Annotated in this window: 23 protein-coding genes; 1 reads left to right on the plus strand and 22 read right to left on the minus strand. The window is 70.6% G+C overall.

Annotated elements, in window-relative coordinates:
• Positions 1 to 40 precede the first annotated feature (40 nt).
• The 14 genes from FBY35_RS23785 to pyrR all read right to left on the minus strand — a co-directional run bounded on the left by FBY35_RS23785 (position 41) and on the right by pyrR (position 16,697).
• On the minus strand, positions 41 to 2,185 hold the full coding sequence (locus FBY35_RS23785; RefSeq protein ID WP_142216020.1) for a primosomal protein N': 2,145 nt from the start codon (positions 2,183 to 2,185) through the stop codon (positions 41 to 43).
• 144 nt (positions 2,186 to 2,329) lie between these two features.
• Positions 2,330 to 3,538 carry a methionine adenosyltransferase gene (metK, locus tag FBY35_RS23790; protein ID WP_142216021.1) on the minus strand — a complete coding sequence of 403 codons (1,209 nt, stop codon included), beginning with the start codon at positions 3,536 to 3,538 and terminating at the stop codon, positions 2,330 to 2,332.
• Positions 3,539 to 3,780: 242 nt separating this feature from the next.
• Complete coding sequence (coaBC, locus tag FBY35_RS23795) at positions 3,781 to 4,983, minus strand: bifunctional phosphopantothenoylcysteine decarboxylase/phosphopantothenate--cysteine ligase CoaBC (protein WP_142216022.1); 1,203 nt, start codon at positions 4,981 to 4,983, stop codon at positions 3,781 to 3,783.
• 135 nt (positions 4,984 to 5,118) lie between these two features.
• Complete coding sequence (gene rpoZ, locus FBY35_RS23800; protein ID WP_005319902.1) at positions 5,119 to 5,391, minus strand: DNA-directed RNA polymerase subunit omega; 273 nt, start codon at positions 5,389 to 5,391, stop codon at positions 5,119 to 5,121.
• A gap of 42 nt (positions 5,392 to 5,433) precedes the next feature.
• Positions 5,434 to 5,997: a guanylate kinase gene (gene gmk, locus FBY35_RS23805; RefSeq protein ID WP_142216023.1), complete on the minus strand. Its 564-nt coding sequence runs from the start codon at positions 5,995 to 5,997 to the stop codon at positions 5,434 to 5,436.
• A 38-nt stretch (positions 5,998 to 6,035) separates the two neighbouring features.
• Complete coding sequence (locus FBY35_RS23810) at positions 6,036 to 6,359, minus strand: integration host factor (RefSeq protein WP_005319887.1); 324 nt, start codon at positions 6,357 to 6,359, stop codon at positions 6,036 to 6,038.
• Positions 6,360 to 6,636: 277 nt separating this feature from the next.
• Positions 6,637 to 7,476 (minus strand): orotidine-5'-phosphate decarboxylase, encoded by an 840-nt coding sequence (gene pyrF / locus FBY35_RS23815; RefSeq protein WP_142216024.1) that lies wholly within the window; start codon positions 7,474 to 7,476, stop codon positions 6,637 to 6,639.
• On the minus strand, positions 7,473 to 8,582 hold the full coding sequence (locus FBY35_RS23820; protein WP_142216025.1) for a quinone-dependent dihydroorotate dehydrogenase: 1,110 nt from the start codon (positions 8,580 to 8,582) through the stop codon (positions 7,473 to 7,475). The genes pyrF and FBY35_RS23820 overlap by 4 nt, the downstream gene beginning before the upstream one ends.
• Positions 8,583 to 8,637: 55 nt before the next feature.
• The gene (carB, locus tag FBY35_RS23825) at positions 8,638 to 11,946 is read right to left on the minus strand and encodes a carbamoyl-phosphate synthase large subunit (protein WP_142216026.1); all 3,309 of its coding nucleotides are present in this window, start codon (positions 11,944 to 11,946) and stop codon (positions 8,638 to 8,640) included.
• A complete protein-coding gene (carA, locus tag FBY35_RS23830) occupies positions 11,939 to 13,075 on the minus strand; it encodes a glutamine-hydrolyzing carbamoyl-phosphate synthase small subunit (RefSeq protein ID WP_142216027.1) in 1,137 nt (378 codons plus the stop codon). Before carA ends, carB begins: the two co-directional genes overlap by 8 nt.
• Positions 13,072 to 13,692: a hypothetical protein gene (locus tag FBY35_RS23835; protein WP_142216028.1), complete on the minus strand. Its 621-nt coding sequence runs from the start codon at positions 13,690 to 13,692 to the stop codon at positions 13,072 to 13,074. Before FBY35_RS23835 ends, carA begins: the two co-directional genes overlap by 4 nt.
• A complete protein-coding gene (locus FBY35_RS23840) occupies positions 13,689 to 14,975 on the minus strand; it encodes a dihydroorotase (RefSeq protein ID WP_142216029.1) in 1,287 nt (428 codons plus the stop codon). Before FBY35_RS23840 ends, FBY35_RS23835 begins: the two co-directional genes overlap by 4 nt.
• A gap of 2 nt (positions 14,976 to 14,977) precedes the next feature.
• Positions 14,978 to 15,976 (minus strand): aspartate carbamoyltransferase catalytic subunit, encoded by a 999-nt coding sequence (locus FBY35_RS23845; RefSeq protein WP_142216030.1) that lies wholly within the window; start codon positions 15,974 to 15,976, stop codon positions 14,978 to 14,980.
• A gap of 142 nt (positions 15,977 to 16,118) precedes the next feature.
• Positions 16,119 to 16,697, minus strand: coding sequence for a bifunctional pyr operon transcriptional regulator/uracil phosphoribosyltransferase PyrR (pyrR, locus tag FBY35_RS23850; RefSeq protein ID WP_142216031.1), 579 nt, complete (start codon positions 16,695 to 16,697; stop codon positions 16,119 to 16,121).
• A gap of 221 nt (positions 16,698 to 16,918) precedes the next feature.
• On the opposite strand from pyrR, the gene bldD reads away from it, so the two are divergent.
• Entirely contained in the window at positions 16,919 to 17,419 is a 501-nt protein-coding gene (gene bldD / locus FBY35_RS23855; protein WP_142216032.1) for a transcriptional regulator BldD, read from the plus strand.
• A gap of 199 nt (positions 17,420 to 17,618) precedes the next feature.
• Here bldD and nusB read toward each other — a convergent pair whose 3' ends face one another.
• The 8 genes from nusB to aroC all read right to left on the minus strand — a co-directional run bounded on the left by nusB (position 17,619) and on the right by aroC (position 24,285).
• Entirely contained in the window at positions 17,619 to 18,047 is a 429-nt protein-coding gene (gene nusB / locus FBY35_RS23860) for a transcription antitermination factor NusB (protein WP_142216033.1), read from the minus strand.
• 2 nt (positions 18,048 to 18,049) lie between these two features.
• A complete protein-coding gene (gene efp, locus FBY35_RS23865; RefSeq protein WP_142216034.1) occupies positions 18,050 to 18,616 on the minus strand; it encodes an elongation factor P in 567 nt (188 codons plus the stop codon).
• Positions 18,617 to 18,677: 61 nt separating this feature from the next.
• A complete protein-coding gene (locus FBY35_RS23870) occupies positions 18,678 to 19,784 on the minus strand; it encodes an aminopeptidase P family protein (RefSeq protein ID WP_142216035.1) in 1,107 nt (368 codons plus the stop codon).
• Between the two features lie 78 nt (positions 19,785 to 19,862).
• Positions 19,863 to 20,915: an AAA family ATPase gene (locus FBY35_RS23875; RefSeq protein ID WP_186357051.1), complete on the minus strand. Its 1,053-nt coding sequence runs from the start codon at positions 20,913 to 20,915 to the stop codon at positions 19,863 to 19,865.
• 124 nt (positions 20,916 to 21,039) lie between these two features.
• Positions 21,040 to 21,480, minus strand: a complete 441-nt coding sequence (aroQ, locus tag FBY35_RS23880; RefSeq protein ID WP_142216037.1) for a type II 3-dehydroquinate dehydratase — start codon at positions 21,478 to 21,480, stop codon at positions 21,040 to 21,042.
• Entirely contained in the window at positions 21,477 to 22,592 is a 1,116-nt protein-coding gene (gene aroB / locus FBY35_RS23885) for a 3-dehydroquinate synthase (protein WP_142216038.1), read from the minus strand. Before aroB ends, aroQ begins: the two co-directional genes overlap by 4 nt.
• Positions 22,589 to 23,071: a shikimate kinase gene (locus tag FBY35_RS23890; protein WP_142218130.1), complete on the minus strand. Its 483-nt coding sequence runs from the start codon at positions 23,069 to 23,071 to the stop codon at positions 22,589 to 22,591. Before FBY35_RS23890 ends, aroB begins: the two co-directional genes overlap by 4 nt.
• A gap of 29 nt (positions 23,072 to 23,100) precedes the next feature.
• Positions 23,101 to 24,285 (minus strand): chorismate synthase, encoded by a 1,185-nt coding sequence (gene aroC, locus FBY35_RS23895; RefSeq protein WP_142216039.1) that lies wholly within the window; start codon positions 24,283 to 24,285, stop codon positions 23,101 to 23,103.
• Between the last annotated feature and the right edge of the window lie 9 nt (positions 24,286 to 24,294).

Genomic DNA, 24,294 nt, shown 5'->3' on the forward strand with positions numbered 1-24,294 from the left:
TGCGAGCCGAGGCTCCCTCTTCAGGCGACGTCCGACGGGCTCAGCCGATGTCCGGCGGGTCGACCCTGATCCGTACCTGCTCGCTGCCCCCACGGGCCGTCCGGGCCGCCTGGGCCGACTTCAGTGCGGCGGCCAGTGCCGCTCCGCTGCCCGGCGGCACCCTGAGCAGCACCCGCTCCCAGGTCTCGCCCACCGGAGGGTCACCGGGCCTGCGGGGCCTGCCCGGATCCGTGACCCGAAGCGGCACTGGGCCCAACACCTCGGTGTCGCCCGGCAGTTCCGCACTCGCCACAAACGCGGCGATCGCCTCCGCCCGTCCCGACACCGCCGCCATCCGCGACACCGGCGGGAACCCGAGCTCCGCCCGCTCGGCCAGCTCGCGCTGTGCGTGCCCGACGGGATCCCAGCGCACTAGCGCCTGTACGGGACGCAGCGTCGGCTCGGCGACCACCACCACCGTGCCGCCCTCGCTCTGCCCGCGTACCAGCGAGGCCGCGTCCATCCAGCGCCGCAGCGCGTCCTCGCCCGAGCGCAGATCGGGCCGCCCCAGCATCGCCCAGCCGTCGAGCAGCAGCGCCGCCGCGTATCCGCCCTCGGCGACGGGCTCGGCACCGGGCGTACTCACCACCAGCGCGGGGCGCCTGGGCACGCTGTCCAGCACATGGTCCCGGCCCGATGTGCGCACCTGGACGGCGGGGAAGGCACGGCCCAGCTCCTCCGCCGTGCGCCGGGCGCCCACAACGCGGGCGCGCAGTCTCGTACTGCCGCATGCGACACAGTGCCAGTCGGGCGCCCCGCGCCCGCACCAGCCGCACTTCAGATCGCGCTCGTCCGGCGCCTCCAGCGGGCCCGAGCAGTGCCGACAGCGCGCGGGCGTACGGCACCGCTCGCAGGCGAGCCTGGGAACATAGCCGCGCCTGGGCACCTGAACCAGCACCGGTCCGCTCTTCAGCCCGTCCCGCACGGTCTGCCAGGCCAGGCTCGGCAGCCGCGCCGCCCGCGCCGCCTCGTCGCGCGCCAGCTCGCCGTCCCCGACGGTACGCACGAGGGGCGCGCTCCTGCGCACCTGCTCGCGGTCGGCTGTCAGCGGCAGCGCCCAGCCGCTCGCCATGAGCTGTGCCGCCTCGACCGTGCAGCTCGTACTCCCCAGCAGGAAGGCGCATCTGTCGTGGGCGGCCCGCAACTCCAGTACCTCGCGCACATGCGGGAATGGCGCGTTCTCATCGCTGTGGCTGGAGTCGCCGTCGTCCCAGACCGCGACCAGGCCGAGGTTCTGCACGGGCGCGAACATCGCGGCCCGCGTACCGACGACCGCACGCACGGACCCGCGGCGCACCGCGAGCCACTGCCGGTAGCGCTTCTCGGGGCCGGACTCGGCGGTGAGCACGGCGTGGAACCCCTCCCCGAGCAGCGCGGTGAGGGCGGCGTCCACCCGCGCGGAGCGCCGCCCGTCGGGCACGACGACCAGCGCGCCCCGCCCCGAGGCGAGCGTCGCCGCGACGGCCCGCGCCAGCTCGTCCGGCCACAGGGGCCCGGGCAGGGCGGTCCACACCGCCCGCGGCGCGCCCCCACTCGCGAGCGCATCCACAAACGCGGCCCCCCGGCCGTACCGCACCCAGCTTCCGGCATCCGGCGCACCGGGCGGCGGCAGCGGCTGGGGCGAAGGCTTGGCCTCGGCCCGTCCGTTCCTCGGTGGAACGGCGAGCTGCAGCACATCCGCCAGGCTCCCCGCATACCGATCGGCGACCGCCCGCGCCAGGGCAAGCATCTGGGGGCTTAGCACCGGCTCGGGCGAGACCACGGAGGCGAGCGCGGCCAGCGCTCCCGTGTAGTCCGACTCGGCACGCCGCTCGACGAGGAACCCGTCGATCAGCCCGCCCCCTTCGCGCCGGCCTTCCCGCACCCGGTGCGCCCCGGCCCCGAACCGCACCCGCACCCGGACCCCGGGCTGCGCGTCCTCATCCAGCTCCGCGGGCACGGCGTAGTCGAAGTACTGATCGAGATGAAGCACGCCTTTGTTGACCACTACCCGCGCCACGGGCAGTTCCCCGGCGAGCGCGGCTCCCCGCCAGGTCCGCGGTTTTGCCTTGGGCACCTTGGCCTTGCGCACGGTCTCCCGAATGAGCGCAAGCTGCTCGGGCCCGTCGGCGGCGGGCTCTTCGGGCTGCTTGTTGTCGCTGCTCACAGCCAAATTCCTACCAGATGCCACTGACAGTGCCGGGCGCCGGAGACCCGGCCCGTGCGGGGCACTGTCACGGGACGTGCGACGGCCCCGGACCATCCCGCCATCCCGGTCCGGGGCCGTCGCGCGAGCCTGGTGGCGCAGAGCCTAGAGTCCCGCGGCGCTGCGCAGCGCGTCCACGCGATCCGTGCGCTCCCACGTGAAGTCGGGGAGCTCGCGGCCGAAGTGGCCGTACGCCGCCGTCTGCGCGTAGATCGGGCGCAGCAGGTCCAGGTCACGGATGATCGCCGCCGGGCGCAGGTCGAAGACCTCGCCGATGGCCTGCTCGATCTTGTCGACGTCGACCGCCGCGGTGCCGAAGGTCTCGACGAAGAGGCCCACCGGCTCGGCCTTGCCGATCGCGTACGCGACCTGGACCTCGCAGCGTGCCGCGAGGCCGGCGGCCACGACGTTCTTCGCGACCCAGCGCATCGCGTACGCCGCCGAGCGGTCCACCTTCGACGGGTCCTTGCCGGAGAAGGCGCCGCCGCCGTGCCGGGCCATGCCGCCGTAGGTGTCGATGATGATCTTGCGGCCGGTGAGGCCGGCGTCGCCCATCGGGCCACCGATCTCGAAGCGGCCGGTCGGGTTGACCAGCAGGCGGTAGCCGTCGGTGTCGAGCTTGATGCCGTCCTCGACGAGCTGCTTGAGCACGTGCTCGACGACGAACTCGCGGATGTCGGGCGCAAGCAGCGAGTCGAGGTCGATGTCCGACGCATGCTGCGAGGAGACGACCACGGTGTCGAGACGGACGGCCTTGTCGCCGTCGTACTCGATGGTGACCTGGGTCTTGCCGTCGGGGCGCAGGTACGGGATGGTCCCGTTCTTGCGGACCTCGGACAGACGGCGCGAGAGCCGGTGTGCCACGTAGATCGGCAGCGGCATCAGCTCGGGGGTCTCGTCGCAGGCGTAGCCGAACATCAGGCCCTGGTCGCCGGCACCCTGCTTGTCGAGCTCGTCCTCGTCGCCCTCGACGCGCTTCTCGTACGCGGTGTCGACGCCCTGCGCGATGTCCGGCGACTGCGAACCGATCGAGACCGAGACGCCGCAGGACGCGCCGTCGAAGCCCTTCTTCGAGGAGTCGTAACCGATCTCGAGGATCTTGTTGCGCACCAGCGTGGGGATGTCTGCCCACGCCTTGGTGGTCACCTCGCCGGCGACGTGCACCAGACCGGTGGTGATCAAGGTCTCCACGGCGACCCGAGAGGTCGGGTCCTCCCGCAGAAGGGCGTCGAGAATCGTGTCGCTGATCTGGTCAGCGATCTTGTCGGGGTGACCCTCGGTCACGGACTCCGAGGTGAACAGACGACGGGACACAATGCTCCCTGGGGTTGCAGCGGCTGCTGGCTGATCATTGGCGGACCGGCCGGGGGCTGCGCCCCGCGACGTTCCATGAGCAGTTTATCCGGCGCTCTCCCGCAGCGGTCCACCCGTCTCGCTCCGTGGGAGCCGTGTGACCTGTGTTCCATTGCGGAAATGCAGTGCGACAGACCTGCGTCCCGAGTCAGTATGCCGGACTTCTTGGGATTTCATTGTCTGTTCGAGGCGAACCCAAGAATTCACCCGAGCCGCGGCACGACCAGATCCCAGACCGTGTCCGCCAAGGACTCCTTCGGCCCGTAAGGAACGGCCGTCTCACCGCCGTCTGCGGCGAGCACCACGGCCTCGTTCTCCTCCGAGCCGAACGTCTTGCGCTCCCCCACCTCGTTGACCACCAGCAGGTCGCAGCCCTTGCGGCGCAGCTTCTCGCGCCCGTTGGCGAGCACATCGTCGGTCTCCGCGGCGAAGCCGACGATCACCTGGCCCGGGCGGGCCCGTTCGGCGGAGATCTCGGCGAGGACGTCGGGGTTGCGGACCAGCGCCACGGGCGCGGGCTCCTGGCCGTCCTTCTTCTTGATCTTGCCCTCGGCGTACGCGGCGGGGCGGAAGTCCGCGACCGCCGCGGCCATCACCACGGCGTCGGCGTCCGCTGCGGCCTTGAGCACGGCCTCACGCAGCTGGACCGCCGTGCCCACATGGACGACGTCGACGCCCGCCGGGTCCGTGATGCCGGTGTTGGCCTCGATGAGCGTGACGCGGGCACCACGGGCTGCGGCAGTGCGGGCCAGGGCGTACCCCTGCTTGCCCGAGGAACGGTTCCCCAGATAGCGCACCGGGTCCAGCGGCTCGCGCGTGCCGCCCGCGCTGACGACCACATGGCGGCCGGAGAGATCGGGGGCCGCGACGCCACGGGCGAGCACTCTGCGGCAGACCTCGAAGATCTCGCCGGGCTCGGGAAGCCGCCCCTTGCCGGTGTCGACTCCGGTGAGCCGTCCGACCGCGGGGTCGATGACGACGACGCCCCGGCGGCGCAGCGTCGCGACGTTCTCCCGGGTCGCGGGATGCTCCCACATCTCGGTGTGCATGGCGGGGGCGAAGACCACCGGACAGCGGGCCGTGAGGAGCGTGTTGGTGAGCAGGTCGTCGGCGAGGCCGTGGGCCGCCTTGGCGAGCATGTCGGCGGTGGCCGGGGCGACGACGACCAGGTCGGCGGCCTGCCCGATGCGTACGTGGGGAACCTCGTGGACGTCGGACCAGACCTCGGTCGACACGGGGTGGCCGGAGAGCGCGGACCAGGTCGCGGCCCCGACGAAGTGCAGCGCCGACTGCGTGGGCACCACGCGTACGTCGTGGCCCGATTCCGTCAGCCTCCGCAGCAGCTCGCACGCCTTGTACGCGGCGATGCCTCCGCTGACCCCCAGAACGACCTTCGGCCTGTCCACCACGGATCTCCCCGCTCCCGACGATTGCTACATGCCCATGCTGCATCACTTCGGGGAGACGGCCCTCCGGGCCCCCCGAACAGACCACAGGCCCGGCGGACACGCCGCCGGGCCTGTGGTGAAAAGCGTAGAACGCTACTGAGCCGGGCCCTCAATGGCCTCGGAGGTCAGCAGACCCGCGTTGATCTCACGCAGGGCGATCGAGAGCGGCTTCTCGTGGACGTGGGTGTCCACCAGCGGACCGACGTACTCGAGGAGACCCTCGCCGAGCTGCGAGTAGTACGCGTTGATCTGGCGCGCGCGCTTGGCCGCGTAGATCACAAGGCTGTACTTCGAGTCGGTGGCCTCGAGGAGCTCGTCGATCGGCGGGTTGATGATGCCCTCGGGCGCGGTGATGGAAGAGGACACTCTCTAGCCTTCCGAAGAACGTGCACAATGATCGGACAAAGATCAAACAACTGTCATCAAGGCTAGCAGCTCACGCGCCACGTCCTCGACGGAGGTGTTGACCAGGGTGACATCGAACTCCGACTCGGCGGCCAGCTCTACCTTCGCGACCGCCAGCCGGCGTTCGATGACCTCGGCGGACTCGGTTCCGCGGCCGGTGAGCCGACGGACCAGTTCCTCCCAGCTCGGCGGGGCCAGGAAGACCAGGAGCGAATCCGGCATGGATTCCTTGACCTGCCGTGCGCCCTGGAGATCGATCTCGAGCAGCACCGGCTCGCCCGCCTCCAGGCGTTCGAGGACCGCACGGCGCGGTGTGCCGTAGCGGTTGCCCGCGAACTCTGCCCATTCCAGCAGCTCACCGTTGGCGACCAGCTTGTCGAATTCCTCGTCGGTGACGAAGAAATACTGAACGCCGTGGCGCTCGCCGGGGCGCGGCTTTCTTGTGGTGGCCGACACCGAGAGCCATACCTCTGGGTGGACCTTGCGCATATGGGCGACGACCGTGCTCTTACCGACCCCTGAGGGGCCGGAGAGCACGGTCAGCCGCGGACGTACCTCTGCTGCCATGCAGCGATTATCCAGGTTCCCGGGAGTGCCCGAGAACGTCAGGCGGCGCCGCCGCCGAACTCGCGCTCAAGAGAGGCGATCTGGTTCGAGCCGAGACCGCGCACACGACGGCTCTCGGAAATGCCGAGCCGCTCCATGATCTGCTTGGCACGGACCTTGCCCACGCCAGGCAGCGACTCAAGAAGAGCGGAGACCTTCATCTTGCCGATGACGTCGTTCTCCTGACCCTGCTTGATGACCTCGTGGAGCGAGGCGCCGGAGTGCTTGAGTCGATTCTTGACCTCGGCCCGCTCCCGGCGAGCCGCGGCGGCCTTTTCGAGCGCGGCTGCGCGCTGTTCAGGGGTAAGGGGCGGAAGAGCCACGCCTACGTCACCTCGGATGTCGAACTGTCGGATACGGACCGGTGAGGAACCTTGGCGCGCCTCACCAGGCGAGCAACGGACAACGCAGTGCACGTTCGCTCTTCGACGGAGACTAGCGGCCATGACCGCTCCAGTCAGCGAGAACAGACGAAAAGTCCTGGTCAGCATCGACCGACTAGGACATTTTCGACATATCGTCCAGGTTTTGAGCCAAGTTTTCGTCAACGTGGTCGATGCAGGGATTTTCGCGGACGCGTTCGAGGCCCCCCGCCAGCGGCTAAACGCCGGAGACCGCCGCGCGTACCTCGTCCGCGAAGCGCGTCGCCGACTCCCTCAGCGCCGCCACGTCCGGACCGTGCCGCAGGACGCCCCGGCTGACGCTCGGCACGACATTCCCGACGGCCCGGCCGAAGACTCCTGGAAGGTCCGCCGGAGTCGCGCCCTGGGCGCCGATACCGGGGGACAGAAGCGGTCCGTTGATGTCGAGGTTCACCCCCGCGTCGCCCAGCGTCGCGCCGACGACCGCGCCCACCGACCCCATCGGTTCGGCGCCCGCGTTCTCCGCCGCCATGTGGTCGAGCATCAGCTGCGCCAGCGACCGGCCGTCGGCGGCCGTGGAGCGCTGTACCTCCGCGCCCTCCGGGTTCGAGGTGAGGGCCAGGACGAAGACACCCGCGCCCGAGACCGCGGCCGCGTCCAGCGCCGGACGCAGCGAGCCGAAGCCCAGATACGGCGAGAGGGTCACCGCGTCCGAGAAGAGCGGCGAATCCTTGTCGAGGTAGGTCGCGGCGTACGCGCCCATCGTCGAGCCGATGTCGCCCCGCTTGGCGTCCATCAGCACCAGCGCGCCCGCGGCCCGCGCCTCCTCGACCGCCTTCTCCAGTACCGCGATGCCGCGTGAGCCGAAGCGCTCGAAGAACGCCGACTGAGGCTTGAGGACGGCGACCCGGTCGGCCAGTGCCTCGACCGTCGTACGCGTGAAGCGCTCCAGGCCGCCGATGTCGTCGCTCAGGCCCCAGGCGGTCAGCAGGGACGCGTGCGGGTCGATCCCGACACAGAGCGGGCCGCGGGTGTCCATGGCGTGGCGCAGGCGTGCGCCGAAGGGTGCGAGGGTCACGTGGTCGCCTTCCGGTTCTCGGCGCCGACGGCGTCGGCGAGGGTTGCGTACGGGGAGGCCGCCAGCCGTGCCGCCAGGCCCTTGTGGATCGCGCGGGCGTAGAAGGGGCCCTGGTAGACGAAGGCGCTGTAGCCCTGGACGAGCGTGGCGCCCGCCAGGATGCGCTGCCAGGCGTCCTCGGCGTTCTCGACGCCGCCGACGCCCACCAGGGTGATCCGGTCGCCCACGCGCGCGTGGAGGCGCCGCAGGACCCCCAGGGAACGTTGCTTGACCGGTGCGCCGGAAAGGCCGCCGGTCTCCTTGACCAGCGCCGGGTCCGACTTCAGGCCGAGGCCGTCGCGCGCGATGGTCGTGTTGGTGGCGATGATGCCGTCCAGGGCCAGTTCGAGGGCGAGGTCGGCGACGGCGTCGACGTCCTCGTCGGCCAGATCGGGGGCGATCTTGACGAGTAGGGGGACGCGACGGTCGGTGACCGTGCGGTCGGCGGCCTCGCGTACGGCGGTGAGCAGGGGGCGAAGGGACTCGGTGGCCTGGAGGTTGCGCAGGCCGGGCGTGTTCGGGGACGAGACGTTGACGACCAGGTAGTCCGCGTGCGCGGCGAGCCGCTCGGTCGACTTCACGTAGTCGGCGGCCGCCTCGGCCTCCGGGACCACCTTGGTCTTGCCGATGTTGACGCCCACGACGGTCTTGAAGACCGGCACGCGCGCGTGGAGGCGCTCGGCGACCGCCGCCGATCCCTCGTTGTTGAAGCCCATGCGATTGATCAGCGCGCGGTCCGGAACGAGGCGGAAGAGGCGCTTTTTGGGGTTGCCGGGCTGCGCTTCTCCCGTGACTGTGCCGATCTCGATGTGGTCGAAGCCGAGCATCGACATTCCGTCGATGGCGACGGCGTTCTTGTCGAAGCCGGCCGCGAGGCCGAAGGGGCCGTGCATGCGCAGGCCGAACGCCTCGGTGCGCAGCGACGAGTACCGGGGCGCGAGCACGGCCGCGACGAACGTACGCAGCACCGGGACGCGGACCGCGAGCCGGATCCAGCGGAAGGCCAGATAGTGGGCCTGCTCCGGGTCCATCCGCTTGAAGACGAGGTTGAAGAAGAACTTGTACATGCAGGTGTCCTCATGAAGAGGGGGACACCGTTTCCGGTGTCCCCCTCGCCGTTTGCTAGTCGCGGGCCGCGGTCAGGTGTTCGGCGTGTTCCTGGAGCGAACGGACGCCCACATCACCGCGGTTGAGCGCGTCGATGCCCTGGACGGCGGCGGCGAGCGCCTGGACCGTCGTCAGGCAGGGCACGGAGCGCGCCACGGCTGCCGTACGGATCTCGTACCCGTCGAGACGGCCACCCGTTCCGTACGGGGTGTTGACGATGAGGTCGACGTCTCCGTCGTGGATGAGCTGGACGATCGTCCGCTCGCCGCCCGGGCCCTGGCCCTCGCTCTGCTTGCGCACGATCGTGGCGTTGATGCCGTTGCGCTTGAGCACCTCGGCCGTGCCGGACGTGGCGAGCAGCTCGAAGCCGTGCGCCACCAGCTCGCGCGCCGGGAAGATCATCGAGCGCTTGTCGCGGTTGGCGACGGAGATGAAGGCGCGGCCCTTGGTCGGCAGCGGGCCGTACGCGCCCGCCTGCGACTTGGCGTACGCCGTGCCGAAGACCGAGTCGATGCCCATGACCTCGCCGGTGGAGCGCATCTCGGGGCCGAGGACCGTGTCGACACCGCGGCCGTGGATGTCGCGGAAGCGCGACCACGGCATCACGGCCTCCTTGACGGAGATCGGCGAGTCCATCGGCAGGGTGCCGCCGTCACCGTTCGCCGGGAGCATGCCCTCGGCGCGCAGCTCGGCGATGGTCGCGCCCAGCGAGATACGGGCTGCGGCCTTGGCCAGTGGAACGGCGGTCGCCTTCGAGGTGAAGGGGACGGTCCGCGAGGCGCGCGGGTTGGCTTCGAGGACGTACAGGATGTCGCCCGCCATCGCGAACTGGATGTTGATCAGGCCGCGTACGCCGACACCCTTGGCGATCGCCTCGGTGGAGGCCCGCAGCCGCTTGATGTCGAAGCCGCCGAGCGTGATCGGGGGCAGCGCGCACGCCGAGTCGCCGGAGTGGATTCCGGCCTCCTCGATGTGTTCCATGACGCCGCCGAGATAGAGCTCGGTGCCGTCGTAGAGCGCATCCACGTCGATCTCGATCGCGTCGTCGAGGAAGCGGTCGACCAGGACTGGACGGGTGGAGCTGATCTCGGTGGACTCGGCGATGTACGCCTCCAGGCGCGCCTCGTCGTACACGATCTCCATGCCGCGCCCGCCGAGCACGTACGACGGGCGTACGAGGACGGGGTAGCCGATCTCGTCGGCGATGGCCTTGGCCCCGGCGAAGGTGGTCGCGGTGCCGTGCTTGGGGGCCGGGAGACCGGCCTCGGCGAGCACCTGGCCGAAGGCGCCCCGGTCCTCGGCCGAGTGGATGGCCTCGGGCGAGGTGCCGACGATCGGCACGCCGTTGTCCTTGAGCGCCTGCGCGAGACCCAGCGGGGTCTGGCCGCCGAGCTGGACGACGACGCCGGCGATCGGGCCGGCCAGCGACTCGGCGTGGACGATCTCCAGGACGTCCTCCAGGGTGAGCGGCTCGAAGTAGAGCCGGTCGGAGGTGTCGTAGTCGGTGGAAACGGTCTCGGGGTTGCAGTTGACCATCACGGTCTCGTAGCCGGCATCGCTGAGCGCGAAGGAGGCGTGGACGCAGGAGTAGTCGAACTCGATGCCCTGGCCGATGCGGTTGGGACCCGAGCCGAGGATGATCACGGCGGGCTTCTCGCGCGGCGCGACCTCGCTCTCCTCGTCGTACGAGGAGTAGAAGTACGGGGTCCTGGCGGCGAATTCGGCGGCGCAGGTGTCGACCGTCTTGTAGACCGGGCGGATGCCCAGTGCGTGCCGGACCTCGCGTACGACGTCCTCGCGCAGCCCGCGGATCTCGGCGATCTGGGCGTCGGAGAAGCCGTGGCGCTTGGCGTCCGCGAGCATGTCGGGGTCGAGCTTCTCGGCTGCGGCGAGCTCGTCCGCGTGCTCCTTGATCAGGAAGAGCTGGTCGACGAACCAGGGGTCGATCTTGGTGGCCTCGAAGACCTCCTCGGGCGTGGCGCCCGCGCGGATGGCCTGCATGACGGTGTTGATCCGGCCGTCGGTGGGGACCTTGGCCTTCAGCAGCAGCTCCGCCTTGTCGCCCGGCTCCGAGGTGAAGGAGAACTGGCTGCCCTTCTTCTCCAGCGAGCGCAGCGCCTTGTTCAGCGCCTCGGTGAAGTTCCGGCCGATCGCCATGGCCTCGCCCACCGACTTCATGGTGGTGGTGAGGGTGGCGTCGGCGGACGGGAACTTCTCGAACGCGAACCGCGGCACCTTGACCACGACGTAGTCGAGCGTGGGCTCGAAGGACGCCGGGGTCTTCTCGGTGATGTCGTTGGGGATCTCGTCGAGGGTGTAGCCGACGGCGAGACGGGCGGCGATCTTGGCGATCGGGAAGCCGGTCGCCTTCGACGCCAGCGCCGAGGAGCGCGAGACGCGCGGGTTCATCTCGATGACGATGATCCGGCCGTCGTCGGGGTTGACCGCGAACTGGATGTTGCAGCCGCCGGTGTCCACGCCGACCTCGCGGATGATCGCGATACCGACGTCGCGCAGCCGCTGGTACTCACGGTCCGTCAGCGTCATCGCCGGGGCGACGGTGATCGAGTCACCGGTGTGCACGCCCATCGGGTCGAAGTTCTCGATGGAGCAGACGACCACGACGTTGTCGTGCTTGTCGCGCATCAGCTCCAGCTCGTACTCCTTCCAGCCGAGGATGGACTCCTCCAGGAGCACTTCGGTGGTCGGGGAGAGCGTGAGGCCCTGTCCGGCGATACGGCGCAGCTCGTCCTCGTCGTGCGCGAAGCCGGAACCCGCGCCGCCCATGGTGAAGGAGGGGCGCACGACGACCGGGTAGCCGCCGAGCTCGTCGACGCCCGCCAGGACGTCGTCCATCGAGTGGCAGATGACCGAGCGCGCGGACTCGCCGTGGCCGATCTTGGCGTTGACGGCCTCGACGACGCCCTTGAACAGGTCGCGGTCCTCGCCCTTGTTGATCGCCTCGACATTGGCGCCGATGAGCTCGACGCCGTACTTCTCCAGCACACCCTGCTCGTGCATGGAGATGGCGGTGTTCAGCGCGGTCTGGCCGCCGAGGGTGGGCAGCAGCGCGTCGGGGCGCTCCTTGGCGATGATCTTCTCGACGAACTCGGGGGTGATCGGCTCGACGTACGTGGCGTCGGCGATCTCCGGGTCGGTCATGATCGTCGCCGGGTTGGAGTTCACCAGGATGACGCGCAGACCCTCGGACTTGAGGACGCGGCAGGCCTGGGTGCCGGAGTAGTCGAACTCGGCGGCCTGACCGATCACGATCGGGCCGGAGCCGATGACCAGGACGGACTGGATATCGGAGCGCTTAGGCACGCTGGCCCTCCATCAGGGTTACGAAGCGGTCGAACAGGTACGCGGCGTCGTGCGGGCCCGCGGCCGCCTCGGGGTGGTACTGGACGCTGAAGGCCGGCTGGTCGAGCAGCTGGAGACCTTCGACCACGTCGTCATTGAGGCAGACGTGGGAGACCTCGGCGCGGCCGTAGGGAGTGTCGGAGACCTTGTCGAGCGGCGCGTCGACGGCGAATCCGTGGTTGTGCGCGGTGACCTCGACCTTGCCGGTCGAGCGGTCCTGAACGGGCTGGTTGATGCCGCGGTGGCCGTACTTCAGCTTGTACGTGCCGAAGCCGAGGGAGCGGCCGAGGAGCTGGTTGCCGAAGCAGATGCCGAACAGCGGCGTCCTGCGCTCCAGGACGGCCTTGACCACGGTCAGGTCGGCGGTGGCCGGGTCGCCGGGGCCGTTGGAGAGGAACACGCCGTCGGGGTCGACCGCGTACACCTCCTCGGCCGTGGCCGTGGCGGGCAGGACGTGCACCTCGATGCCGCGCTCGGCCATCAGCTGCGGGGTCATGCCCTTGATGCCGAGGTCTATGGCGGCGACGGTGAACTTCTTGGTGCCGATGGCGGGGACGACGTACGTCTCGGTGGTGGCCACCTCGGCGGACAGGTTCGCGCCCTTCATCTGGGGGGCGGCCTGCACCTTGCCGAGCAGCGTGGCGTCGTCCATGACCGCGGCGCCAGAGAAGATTCCGACGCGCATGGCGCCGCGCTCGCGCAGGTGGCGGGTGAGTGCGCGGGTGTCGATGCCGCTGATGCCGACGATGCCCTGGGCGACGAGCTCCTCGTCGAGGGAGCGGCGGGAGCGCCAGTTGGAGGGCATGCGGGCGGGGTCGCGTACGACGTAGCCGGCGACCCAGATCCGCTTGGACTCGTCGTCCTCGTCGTTGACGCCGGTGTTGCCGACGTGCGGGGCGGTCATCACGACGACCTGGCGGTGGTAGGACGGGTCGGTGAGCGTCTCCTGGTAACCGGTCATGCCGGTGTTGAACACCGCCTCGCCGAAGGTCTCCCCCACGGCCCCGTAGGCACGGCCGCGGAAGGTCCGGCCGTCCTCCAGGACGAGTACGGCGGGAACCTTGGCGGCTCCCCGGGTGGAGGTCGTCATCGTGCGCCTTCCGTCGTGCTGTTCTGGTTCAGGTTGTTGATCGCCTCGACCCAGGCGGCGTGCTCGGCCGCGTGGTCGGAGCGGAAGCCGGAGTCGATCAGCGTGTCGCCGTGCGCCCAGGTGACGATCAGCAGTCCGCCCTCGGCCAGGACCTTGCCCGCGATGCCCTTGTCGAGCCTGGCCTCACGCAGGGCCGCCGCGGGGACGAAGAAGTCCTGCGCGCCGGGGCGTACGACGTCCAGTCCCGACTCGGTGAGCGTGAGCTCGACGCGGCTGCGGGTGCCCAGGCCGTGGGCCACGATCCGGTCGAGCCACTGCCCGGCGGTCGTGGAGCCGTGGTAGCGGCCACTCATGCTCAGTGTCGCCTCGCCCGGGGTGGCGGGCATTCCAGGCAGCGGCGGCTTGCCGTCTCGGTTGAGGGTGGTGGTGGGAGACGGGCGGGACGGCAGCTCGGGAATGCCGGACTGGAGGCTGCCGCGCCACTTCCACCCCTGGCGCATCAGCCAGTAGACGAGGGCGATGAAGAGCAGCAGTCCGACCACCCAGCCGATGCGTCCGGCCCAGTTGGTCACCTCCGCCGACTTCTCCTCGGCGGCCAGGACGATGAGTGATGTCACGCGAGCTTCCCGTCGACGACCGTGGCCCGGCCCCGCAGGAAGGTGTGGGTCACGCGTCCCGGCAGCTCACGGCCCTCGTAGGGGGTGTTGCGGCTGCGGGAGGCGAAGCCCGCGGGGTCCACGGCTCCACGGTATGCCGGATCGACCAGCGTGAGGTTTGCGGGCTCACCTGCCGAGACGGGGCGTCCGTGGCCCTCCAGGCGGCCGATGACGGCCGGGCGGACACTCATCCGGTCGGCGACGCCCGCCCAGTCGATCAGGCCGGTGTCGACCATCGTCTGCTGGACGACGGACAGGGCGGTCTCCAGGCCCACCATGCCCATGGCGGCCGCGGCCCACTCGCAGTCCTTGTCCTCGTGCGGGTGCGGGGCGTGGTCGGTGGCGACGCAGTCGATGGTGCCGTCGGCGAGGGCCTCGCGCAGGGCCAGGACGTCGGCCTCGGTGCGCAGCGGCGGGTTGACCTTGTAGACGGGGTTGTAGGTGCGCACCAGCTCGTCGGTGAGGAGGAGGTGGTGCGGGGTGACCTCGGCGGTGACGTTCCAGCCCTTGGACTTGGCCCAGCGGACGATCTCGACCGAGCCCGCGGTGGAGAGGTGGCAGATGTGGACGCGGGAGCCGACGTGGGCGGCGAGGAGGACATCGCGGGCGATGATCGACTCCTCGGCGACCGCCGGCCAGCCGCCGAGGCCCAGCTCGGCGGAGACGACGCCCTCGTTCATCTGGGCGCCCTCGGTGAGGCGGGGCTCCTGGGCGTGCTGGGCGACGACGCCGTCGAAGGCCTTCACGTACTCCAGGGCGCGGCGCATGATCACGGCGTCGTCGACGCACTTGCCGTCGTCGGAGAAGACCTTCACGCCCGCCGCGGAGTCGTGCATGGCGCCGAGCTCGGCGAGCTTCTTGCCCTCCAGGCCGACCGTGACGGCCCCGACGGGCTGTACGTCGCAGTAGCCGGACTCCTTGCCGAGACGGTAGACCTGCTCGACCACGCCGGCCGTGTCGGCGACCGGGAAGGTGTTGGCCATGGCGTGGACTGCGGTGAAGCCGCCGACGGCGGCCGCCCTGGTGCCGGTGAGGACGGTCTCGGAGTCCTCGCGGCCGGGCTCGCGCAGATGGGTGTGGAGGTCGACGAGTCCGGGCAGCAGGATCTGGCCCGCGGCCTCGATCACCGTCGCGCCCTCGGCCGCCAGGCCCGTACCGACCGCGGCGATGGTCTCGCCGTCGATCAGGACGTCCTGGGCATCGCCGCCCAGCACCTTCGCGCCGCGAATAAGGATCTTGCTCATGGTTACTTGTTCTCCTCGGATTCCAGCGGCGGGCGGGACTGGTGGGGGCTGACGGCGGGCTCGTTGCCGCCCAGCAGCAGATACAGGACGGCCATCCGGGTCGAGACGCCGTTGGCGACCTGCTCGACGGCCGTGCAGCGGTCGGAGTCGGCGACCTGGGCGGTGATCTCCATGCCCCGGTTCATCGGTCCGGGGTGCATCACAATGGCGTGCTCCGGCATCCGCGCCATGCGGTCGCCGTCCAGGCCGTAGCGGCGCGAGTACTCGCGCTCGGTGGGGAAGAAGGCGGCGTTCATCCGCTCGCGCTGCACACGCAGCATCATCACCGCATCGGACTTCGGCAGCACCTCGTCGAGGTCGTACGACACCTCGCACGGCCAGTTCTCGACGCCGATGGGGACCAGGGTGGGCGGGGCGACCAGGGTGACGTGGGCGCCGAGGGTGCCGAGCAGCAGGACGTTGGACCGGGCGACCCGGCTGTGCAGGACATCGCCGACGATCGTGATCCGGCGGCCGTCCAGGCCGCGCCCGATCCCGGCGTCCGCTCCGACGAGGCGGCGGCGCATGGTGAAGGCGTCGAGCAGCGCCTGGGTGGGGTGCTCGTGCGTACCGTCGCCGGCGTTCACGACGGCGCCCTCGATCCAGCCGGAGGTGGCGAGGCGGTAGGGGGCCCCGGACGCACCGTGCCGGATGACGACGGCGTCGGCGCCCATCGCCTCCAGCGTCAGCGCGGTGTCCTTGAGGGACTCGCCCTTGGAGACCGAGGACCCCTTGGCAGAGAAGTTGATGACATCGGCGGACAGGCGCTTGGCGGCGGCCTCGAAGGAGATCCGGGTGCGCGTCGAGTCCTCGAAGAAGAGGTTGACGACGGTACGGCCGCGCAGGGTGGGCAGCTTCTTGATCGGCCGGTCGGCGACCCGGGCCATCTCCTCGGCGGTGTCGAGGATCAGCACGGCGTCGTCGCGGGTGAGGTCGGCGGCCGAGATGAGGTGGCGCTTCATCTGGGTGTGCTCCGTTGTCTGGAGGTCTTGGGTCCGGGCCGGCGGCCGAGCCGCCGGTGGGGTGCGGTCCCGGACGGGCTCAGCGGCATGCGGGCGCGCAGGTGGCACGTCCGTACGGGACTGGTGGGCGTACGGAGGAGTGCTACTGCTCGCCGGCCGGGGCGGTCTCACGCACACCGAGCAGCACGGTGTCGCGACCGTCCTCCTCGGAGAGCAGGACCTTGACCGTCTCCCGCAGCGACGTGGGGAGGTTCTTGCCGACGTAGTCGGCGCGGATCGGGAGTTCGCGGTGACCGCGGTCGACGAGAACAGCGAGCTGTACCGCGCGGGGCCGGCCAATGTCTCCGAGCGCGTCGAGCGCGGCGCGGATGGTTCTGCCGGAGAAGAGCACGTCGTCGACCAGGACGACCAGGCGGCCGTCGACGCCGTCACCGGGAATGTCGGTGCGGGCCAGCGCGCGGGCGGGCCGCAGCCGCAGGTCGTCGCGGTACATGGTGATGTCGAGCGAGCCGACCGGGATCGTGCGGCCGGTGATCTCATTGAGCTTGTCGGCCAGCCGGCGGGCGAGGTACACACCGCGGGTCGGGATGCCGAGAAGCACGACGTCGTCGGCGCCCTTGGCGCGTTCGACGATCTCGTGGGCGATGCGGGTCAGTACCCGCGCGATGTCGGGGGCCTCGAGAACGGGGCGTGCCGCACCGGAACTGCCATGGGTGTCCATATGAAACGGACCTCCTTCTCCGCCTCACGGGACGGACCTTAAAGGACGTCGGAATTGCGCCACCCACGCTACCAGGGCCGCCCCGGACCCCGGGCGCCGCCCCTCAAGGAGACCGGTCGGACCCTTTCGGCTTGACGCATCCAAGTAACGCTGCGTAACCTCACAGTGAGTTACCAGCCGCGCGGCGGAGCCGCACGTTGTCTCAGCGTCCGGGGAGCTATATGTCCAGCGAATACGCAAAACAGCTCGGGGCCAAGCTCCGCGCCATCCGCACCCAGCAGGGGCTTTCCCTCCACGGCGTGGAAGAGAAGTCCCTGGGCCGTTGGAAGGCCGTTGTGGTCGGCTCGTACGAGCGCGGCGACCGGGCCGTGACCGTACAGCGACTTGCCGAGCTTGCGGACTTCTACGGCGTCCCGGTGCAGGAGCTGCTTCCCGGCACCACGCCGGGCGGGGCCGCCGAGCCGCCGCCGAAGCTCGTCCTCGACCTGGAGCGGCTGGCCCACGTGCCGCAGGAGAAGGCCGGCCCGCTGCAGCGCTATGCCGCCACGATCCAGTCCCAGCGCGGCGACTACAACGGCAAGGTGCTGTCGATCCGTCAGGACGACCTGCGCACCCTGGCCGTGATCTATGACCAGTCGCCGTCGGTCCTGACCGAGCAGCTCATCAGCTGGGGCGTGCTCGACGCGGACGCGCGGCGCGCGGTCAGCCACGAAGAGGGCTGACGCCCCTTCAGGAGAAACGTCACCTCGGAGGGCGAATCCGTCATGTACGGGTTCGCCCTCCGCCGTGTTTGCGGGCCGCGCCGGTCCACGCAGAAACGCCGACGGGGCTGGAAGATCCAGCCCCGTCGGCGTTCGGTGGGCGTGATTCGGCGAGGAGCCCGAGGAGCGCCCTGCCAGGCCGTGTCCGGTCGGTCAGGACCTAGTCGCGGCGCAGGCTCGGCTTGAGGTCCTTGAAGCGGCCGAGCATGCCGTTCACGAACGACGGCGACTCGTCGGTGGAGAACTCCTTGGCGAGCTGCACGGCCTCGTCGATCACCACCGCGTCCGGCGTCTCGTCCACCCACACCAGCTCGTACGCACCGAGCCGGATGATGTTGCGGTCGACGACCGGCATCCGGTCCAGGGTCCAGCCGACCGAGTAGGTGGCGATGAGGTCGTCGATCCGGTCCGCGTGCTGCGCGTACCCCTCGACGAGCTCCATGGTGTACTCGCCGACCGGCGGCTGCCGGTCGTCGGACCGCGAGTGCCGGACCCAGTCCGCGAGGACCGTCTGCACGGACGCCCCGCGCTGGTCGGCCTCGAAGAGGATCTGGAAGGCGCGCTTGCGGGCCTTGTTCCGGGCAGCCACGGTTAGCTGTTCACCCGGCCGAGGTACTCGCCGGAGCGGGTGTCGACCTTGATCTTCTCACCGGTGGTGATGAAGAGCGGGACGCCGATCTCGAAACCGGTCTCCAGGGTGGCGGGCTTGGTGCCGCCGGTGGAGCGGTCGCCCTGGACGCCCGGGTCCGTGTGCTGGATGGTCAGCTCGACGGCGGCGGGCAACTCGACGTAGAGCACCTCGCCCTCGTGCTGCGCGACGCTGGCGGTGAAGCCCTCGATCAGGAAGTTGGCGGCGTCACCGACGGCCTTGCGGTCGATGTGCAGCTGGTCGTACGTCTGCATGTCCATGAAGACGAAGTACTCGCCGTCCATGTACGAGAACTGCATGTCGCGGCGGTCGACGGTGGCCGTCTCGACCTTTACGCCGGCGTTGAACGTCTTGTCGACGACCTTGCCGGAGAGCACGTTCTTCAGCTTGGTGCGCACAAAGGCGGGGCCCTTGCCGGGCTTGACGTGCTGGAACTCGACGACGGACCAGAGCTGGCCTCCGTCGAGCTTGAGCACCATGCCGTTCTTGAGGTCGTTCGTGGAAGCCACGGTTGCGGAATCTCCTGGACTGACGCTGGTGGACGACCGAGGAAGCGCGCTGCAGCACAAGCTAGAGCGCGAGCAGCTCCTTGGTCGTGATGGTGAGTAGCTCGGGTCCGCCGTCCGCCTCCTGGCGCACGACGAGCGTGTCATCGATCCGGACACCGCCCCGTCCCGGGAGGTGGACCCCCGGTTCGACGGTGACCGGCACACAAGCGTCCAGTTTACCCATGGCCGCAGGGGCGAGCTGCGGGTCCTCGTCGATTTCGAGCCCGACGCCGTGCCCGGTGCGGGGTGCGAGACCCTCGCCGTGGCCCGCCGCGTCCAGGATCTGACGGGCCGCGTGGTCCACGTCGCGGAACGCGGCGCCCGGTGCGAGAGCCTCGCGGGCGGCCCGCTGAGCGGCGAATACGAGGTCGTACAGGTCGATCTGCCAGCCCGCCGGCGTCGTCCCGATGACGAACGTACGGCCGACCTCGCAGCGGTAGCCGCGATAGTTCGCGCCGACGCAAACAGAAAGGAAATCACCCTCTTCGACGCGGCGGTCGCTGGGGCGGTGACCCCCTCGGCCCGAATGGAGCCCGGTGGCGACCGAGGTCGGAAAGGCCGGACCCTCGGCGCCGTGGTCGACGAGCCGCCGCTCCAGTTCCAGGGCGAGGTGCCGTTCGGTGCGGCCGACCAGGATCGACTCGAGCAGTTCGCCGAGGGCCTGGTCGGTGATCTCGGCCGCGATGCGCAGGCAGGCGATCTCCTCCTCGTCCTTGACGACCCGCTGCTGTTCGACGGCAAGGCCGAGGTCGGCGATGCGCAGCCGCGGCGCGACCGAGCCCAGAGCCCGGTGGCGGGCGACGGTCAGGTGGTGCTCCTCGACGGCGAGCGACTCGACGCCCGTGGTGCGAGCCTGCTCGGCGGCGGCGACCGCCGGATCGCCGGCCGAGATGGGCAGGATGGTCAGCCGCAGCTGTTCGTCGGGGCGGCCGTCGGCAAAATCACCGGTGGGTGTTTCGGGACAGAGCAGGACGTCCTCGTCAGGGCCCAGCAGCAGTACGGCGCCGGGCGGCGCGGCGCCCGCGAGGTAGCGGACGTTCGCGGGACGGGAGACCAGGACCCCGGCGCTGCCGGTGGCAGCGCACCTGTCGCGCAGCCGGTCGCGGCGGACCCCATACACCTCTGACATGTTCCGAGCCTACGAGCGGTGGCGCGGTCCGGCCTGGTCAGCGCGTCCGACCGGGGGTGGGCACACCCGGGCCGCGGGTCACCACTTCGGCGGGCTGGCGATGGACCGGGCCAGCAGGTCGTCGAGCACCCGGGCCGTGGTCTCCACGTCGTACTTGGAGTTGTCGATGATCGGCAGCCCCGACCCGTACCAGCCGGCCATCCGGCCGTGGATGCTGGCCACTTCCTCGTCCGAGAGACGGCGGTTTCCGCTGCGCTCGGCGTTGCGCTCCAGCACGACCTCGAGGCCGGGCAGCAGAACCACGGGCAGCAGCCCGGGGCCGACATGGCGCTTCCAGCCGCCGAGGCCGACGACCGGGCGGTCGGGAAAGACGGCGTCGTCGACGATGCAGGAGATGCCGTTGGCCAGGAAGTTCCGGGCGGCGAACCCGCAGGTGCGGCGGGCGAGGCGGTACTGCGCCTCAGAGTGGTCGTTCCAGCCGGACTGGGGGTCGGCGAAGCCGGAGCAGACCCATTCGCGTACGTCGTCGAGGCTGATGTGCGCGGTGGGGACGCGGCGGCCGGCGGCCCAGTGCCGGGCCACGGTCGTCTTGCCCGCGCCGGCCGGGCCGATGAGCAGCACCGCCAGCGTGGCCGTGCCGGTCCCGCTGTCCGCCGGCGCCGGTATGGGAACCGGTCCTCCGGGTGGCAGCTGGATGTGACCCGTGGTCTCACGGGACGGCGGGGCCGAGGCGTGGCGCGGGGTGGGACCGCTCCAGCCGGGGGCGTGGTGCCCGCCGTGCGGGTGCCCAGGCCCGGCGGGAGCGGTGGGCGGTCCCGCGGGCGGCTGCCCGTGCGGGTGCTGTGGGCCGCCCGGCGCTCCGGGCGGCGGCCCCGCGGGAGCGCCCGGCCGAGGCCCGGCGGGCGGGCGGCCGTGTGGCGGTACCGCGGGATGCGGTGGCGGGGGTACGGGCGTCGCGCCGGGAGGTGGCGCGGCGGGAGGTGGCGCGGCGGGCGGCCGACCGTGCGGCGGCGGAGGTCCCACGGGAGCGCCCGGCGGCGGCCCTGGGTGCTGGGCGCTGTGTGTCCATCCGGCCGGTCCCTGCCCCGGTTCCTGGGGCGGAGGCAGCGGACCCCCCACTGCGTGCTGCATCCGGTGCCACTCCGTCTCGTACGACTCACGCTGGTCAGGCGCCTGTTCCGGCCGCCCTGCTTGCGAACGGTACCTTCCCGTTCGCCCCCAGTGGGAACGGCCGGGAGCCGCCCGAAGTGCCCTGTCAGCCAGTCAATTCCTCGGCCAGCGCCCGCAGAGCGAGCCGGTAGGAGCCGATGCCGAAGCCCGCGATCGTGCCGCTGGCGACCGCCGCGACCACCGAAGTGTGCCGAAATGCCTCACGCGTGTACGGATTCGAGATGTGCACCTCGATCAGCGGGGCGGTCCGCTGGGCGGCCGCGTCGCGCATCCCATACGAATAGTGCGTGAAGGCACCGGGGTTGAGAACGACCGGAATCGAGCCGTCCGCGGCCTCGTGCAGCCAGCGGATCATCTCGCCCTCGTCGTTCGTCTCCCGCACGTCGACGTCGAAGCCGAACTCCTTGCCGAGCTCCTGACAGGTCTCCACCAGACCCGCGTAGGAGGTCGCGCCATAGACGTCGGGCTCGCGCGAGCCCAGTCGTCCCAGATTGGGGCCGTTGAGTACCAGCACCTGACGCGTCATGCGGACACCTCTCCGTACGCGGCCAGCAGCACCGCCGGGTCCGGGCCCTCCAGCACGGTCGGCTTGGCAAGGCCGTCGAGAACGATGAACCGCAGCAGATTGCCCCGGGACTTCTTGTCGACCTTCATGGTCTGAAGGAGCTTCGGCCACTGGTCGCCGCGGTAGGTCAGCGGCAGGCCGACGGACTGAAGGATCGAGCGATGCCGGTCGGCGGTCGCGTCGTCCAACCGGCCTGCCAGACGGCCCAGTTCGGCGGCGAAGACCATACCGACCGAAACGGCCGCGCCGTGCCGCCACATGTAGCGTTCGTTCTTCTCGATGGCGTGCGCGAGCGTGTGGCCGTAGTTGAGGATCTCCCGCAGGCCCGACTCCTTGAGGTCGTTGGAGACGACCTCCGCCTTGACCCGGATGGAGCGCTCGATCAGCTCAGCGGTGTGCGGTCCCGCGGGGGTACGCGCGCCCTGCGGATCGGACTCGACGAGGTCGAGGATCACGGGGTCGGCGATGAAACCGGCCTTGATGATCTCGGCCATGCCGCTGACGTAGTCGTTGACGGGCAGCGAGTCGAGCGCGGCGAGGTCGCAGAGCACACCGGCGGGCGGGTGGAAGGCCCCGACGAGGTTCTTGCCCTCGGCGGTGTTGATGCCGGTCTTGCCGCCCACCGCCGCGTCGACCATCGCGAGCACGGTGGTGGGTACGGCGATCCAGCGCACCCCGCGCAGCCAGGTCGCCGCGACGAACCCGGCGACATCGGTGGTGGCACCGCCGCCGACGCCGACGATGACGTCGGAGCGGGTGAATCCGGTCTGCCCGAGCGCCTTCCAGCAGTACGCCGCGACCTCGACCGTCTTGGCCTCTTCGGCGTTCGGCAGCTGGATCGCGATGGCCTCGAAGCCCTGCGACGCGAGGTCCTCCCGGATGGCCTCGCCCGTCTCCGCGAGCGCCTCGGGGTGCAGCACGGCAACGCGCCCCCTACCTCCGGCTGGGGGACCCCCAGCCCGGCCGATGAGCCCGGGAAGCTCGGCGAGCAACTGCCGGCCGACCAGTACCTCGTACGGATCGGAGCCTTCGGTGCCGCCGACCTGGATACGGGTCACTGCCTGGTCCGTCATACGTCCTTCAGCTCCAAAGCGTCGAGGACCGCCTGGGCGACCTCTTCGGGGGTGCGGTCGTCGGTGGCGACGACGACGCGAGCGACTTCCGTGTACAGATGGCGGCGCGCGTCCATCAGCTCGCGCCACTGGCGGCGCGGGTTGACGGCGAGCAGGGGGCGCGCCTGGTTGAGGCCGATCCGCCGGACCGCTTCCTCGACGTCCAGCGACAGATAGACGACGGGCAGCCCGGCGAGCAGTTCGCGGGTCGAGTCGTCGAGGATCGCGCCGCCGCCGAGCGCGAGTACACCCGGGTGCTCCCCGACCGCCGCGCGTACGGCCTGCCGTTCGAGCTCACGGAAGTACGGCTCGCCCTCGTCGACGAAGATGTCCGAGATCTCCCGGCCCTGCGCCGCGACGATATCGGCGTCGGTGTCCCGGTAGGGCACGCCAAGACGCTCGGCGAGCAGCCCGCCGACCGTGGACTTGCCCGAGCCCATGGGCCCGACCAGGACGATCAGGGGGACGCTCACCGGATGTGGAGGTTGTCGAGGTACGACCGGACGTTGCGACGGGTCTCGCCGACGCTGTCGCCGCCGAACTTCTCCGCGACCGCGTCGGCCAGGACGAGCGCGACCATCGCCTCCGCGACGATCCCGGCCGCCGGTACCGCGCAGACGTCGGAACGCTGGTGGTGAGCGGCCGCAACCTCGCCGGTCGCGACATCGACCGTGGCCAGCGCCCGCGGAACGGTCGCGATCGGCTTCATCGCGGCCCGTACGCGCAGCAGCTCACCCGTCGACATGCCGCCCTCGGTACCGCCGGAGCGGCCGGTCGAGCGCCGGATCCCGTCCGGTCCCGGCACAATCTCGTCGTGCGCCTTCGAACCGGGCACCCGGGCGAGCTCGAAGCCGTCGCCGACCTCGACTCCCTTGATGGCCTGGATTCCCATCAGCGCGGCCGCGAGCCGGGCGTCGAGCCGCCGGTCCCAGTGCACGTGCGAGCCGAGGCCCACCGGCACCCCGTAGGCCAGCACCTCGACGACGCCACCGAGGGTGTCGCCGTCCTTGTGGGCCTGGTCGATCTCAGCGACCATCGCCTTCGACGCGTCGGCGTCCAGGCAGCGCACGGGATCGGCGTCGAGCCTGTCGACATCGGCAGGGGTCGGGTACACGCCGTACGGGGCCTTGGCCGAAGCGAGTTCGGTGACGTGGGAGACGATCTCGATCCCCGCCGTCTCCTTGAGGTACGAGCGGGCGACCGCGCCCAGCGCGACCCGGGCCGCCGTCTCCCGGGCACTGGCGCGCTCCAGGATCGGCCGGGCCTCGTCGAGTGCGTACTTCTGCATGCCGGCCAGGTCGGCATGACCGGGACGCGGGCGGGTCAGAGGGGCGTTACGGGCCAGCTGGGCGAGCTCGTCGGGGTCGACCGGGTCCGCGGCCATGACCTGTTCCCACTTCGGCCACTCGGTGTTGCCCACCATGACCGCGACGGGCGAGCCCATCGTCAGGCCGTGCCGTACGCCGCCGAGGAAGGTGACCTCGTCGCGTTCGAACTTCATCCGGGCACCGCGGCCGTAACCGAGGCGCCGGCGCGCGAGATGGTCGGCCACCATCTCCGTCGTGATCGGCACACCGGCGGGAAGACCCTCCAGCGTCGCCACCAGTGCGGGTCCGTGCGACTCCCCCGCCGTCAGCCAACGCAACCTGCTCAACGGTGCTCC

Origin of the sequence: Streptomyces sp. SLBN-118 (genome assembly GCF_006715635.1) — a bacterium.
GTDB lineage: Bacteria > Actinomycetota > Actinomycetes > Streptomycetales > Streptomycetaceae > Streptomyces.

Excerpts from the sequence above, each read along its gene's own strand:
- bldD (WP_142216032.1), top strand. The coding sequence starts at position 16,919 with ATGTCCAGCGAATACGCAAAACAGCTCGGGGCCAAGCTCCGCGCCATC.
- FBY35_RS23890 (WP_142218130.1), bottom strand. The coding sequence starts at position 23,071 with ATGGGCTCGGGCAAGTCCACGGTCGGCGGGCTGCTCGCCGAGCGTCTT.
- FBY35_RS23820 (WP_142216025.1), bottom strand. The coding sequence starts at position 8,582 with ATGTACAAGTTCTTCTTCAACCTCGTCTTCAAGCGGATGGACCCGGAG.
- carA (WP_142216027.1), bottom strand. The coding sequence starts at position 13,075 with ATGACGACCTCCACCCGGGGAGCCGCCAAGGTTCCCGCCGTACTCGTC.
- FBY35_RS23840 (WP_142216029.1), bottom strand. The coding sequence starts at position 14,975 with ATGAGCAAGATCCTTATTCGCGGCGCGAAGGTGCTGGGCGGCGATGCC.
- pyrR (WP_142216031.1), bottom strand. The coding sequence starts at position 16,697 with ATGGACACCCATGGCAGTTCCGGTGCGGCACGCCCCGTTCTCGAGGCC.
- FBY35_RS23875 (WP_186357051.1), bottom strand. The coding sequence starts at position 20,915 with ATGCAGCACGCAGTGGGGGGTCCGCTGCCTCCGCCCCAGGAACCGGGG.
- gmk (WP_142216023.1), bottom strand. The coding sequence starts at position 5,997 with ATGGCAGCAGAGGTACGTCCGCGGCTGACCGTGCTCTCCGGCCCCTCA.
- aroQ (WP_142216037.1), bottom strand. The coding sequence starts at position 21,480 with ATGACGCGTCAGGTGCTGGTACTCAACGGCCCCAATCTGGGACGACTG.
- FBY35_RS23845 (WP_142216030.1), bottom strand. The coding sequence starts at position 15,976 with ATGAAGCGCCACCTCATCTCGGCCGCCGACCTCACCCGCGACGACGCC.
- FBY35_RS23870 (WP_142216035.1), bottom strand. The coding sequence starts at position 19,784 with ATGTCAGAGGTGTATGGGGTCCGCCGCGACCGGCTGCGCGACAGGTGC.
- aroB (WP_142216038.1), bottom strand. The coding sequence starts at position 22,592 with ATGACGGACCAGGCAGTGACCCGTATCCAGGTCGGCGGCACCGAAGGC.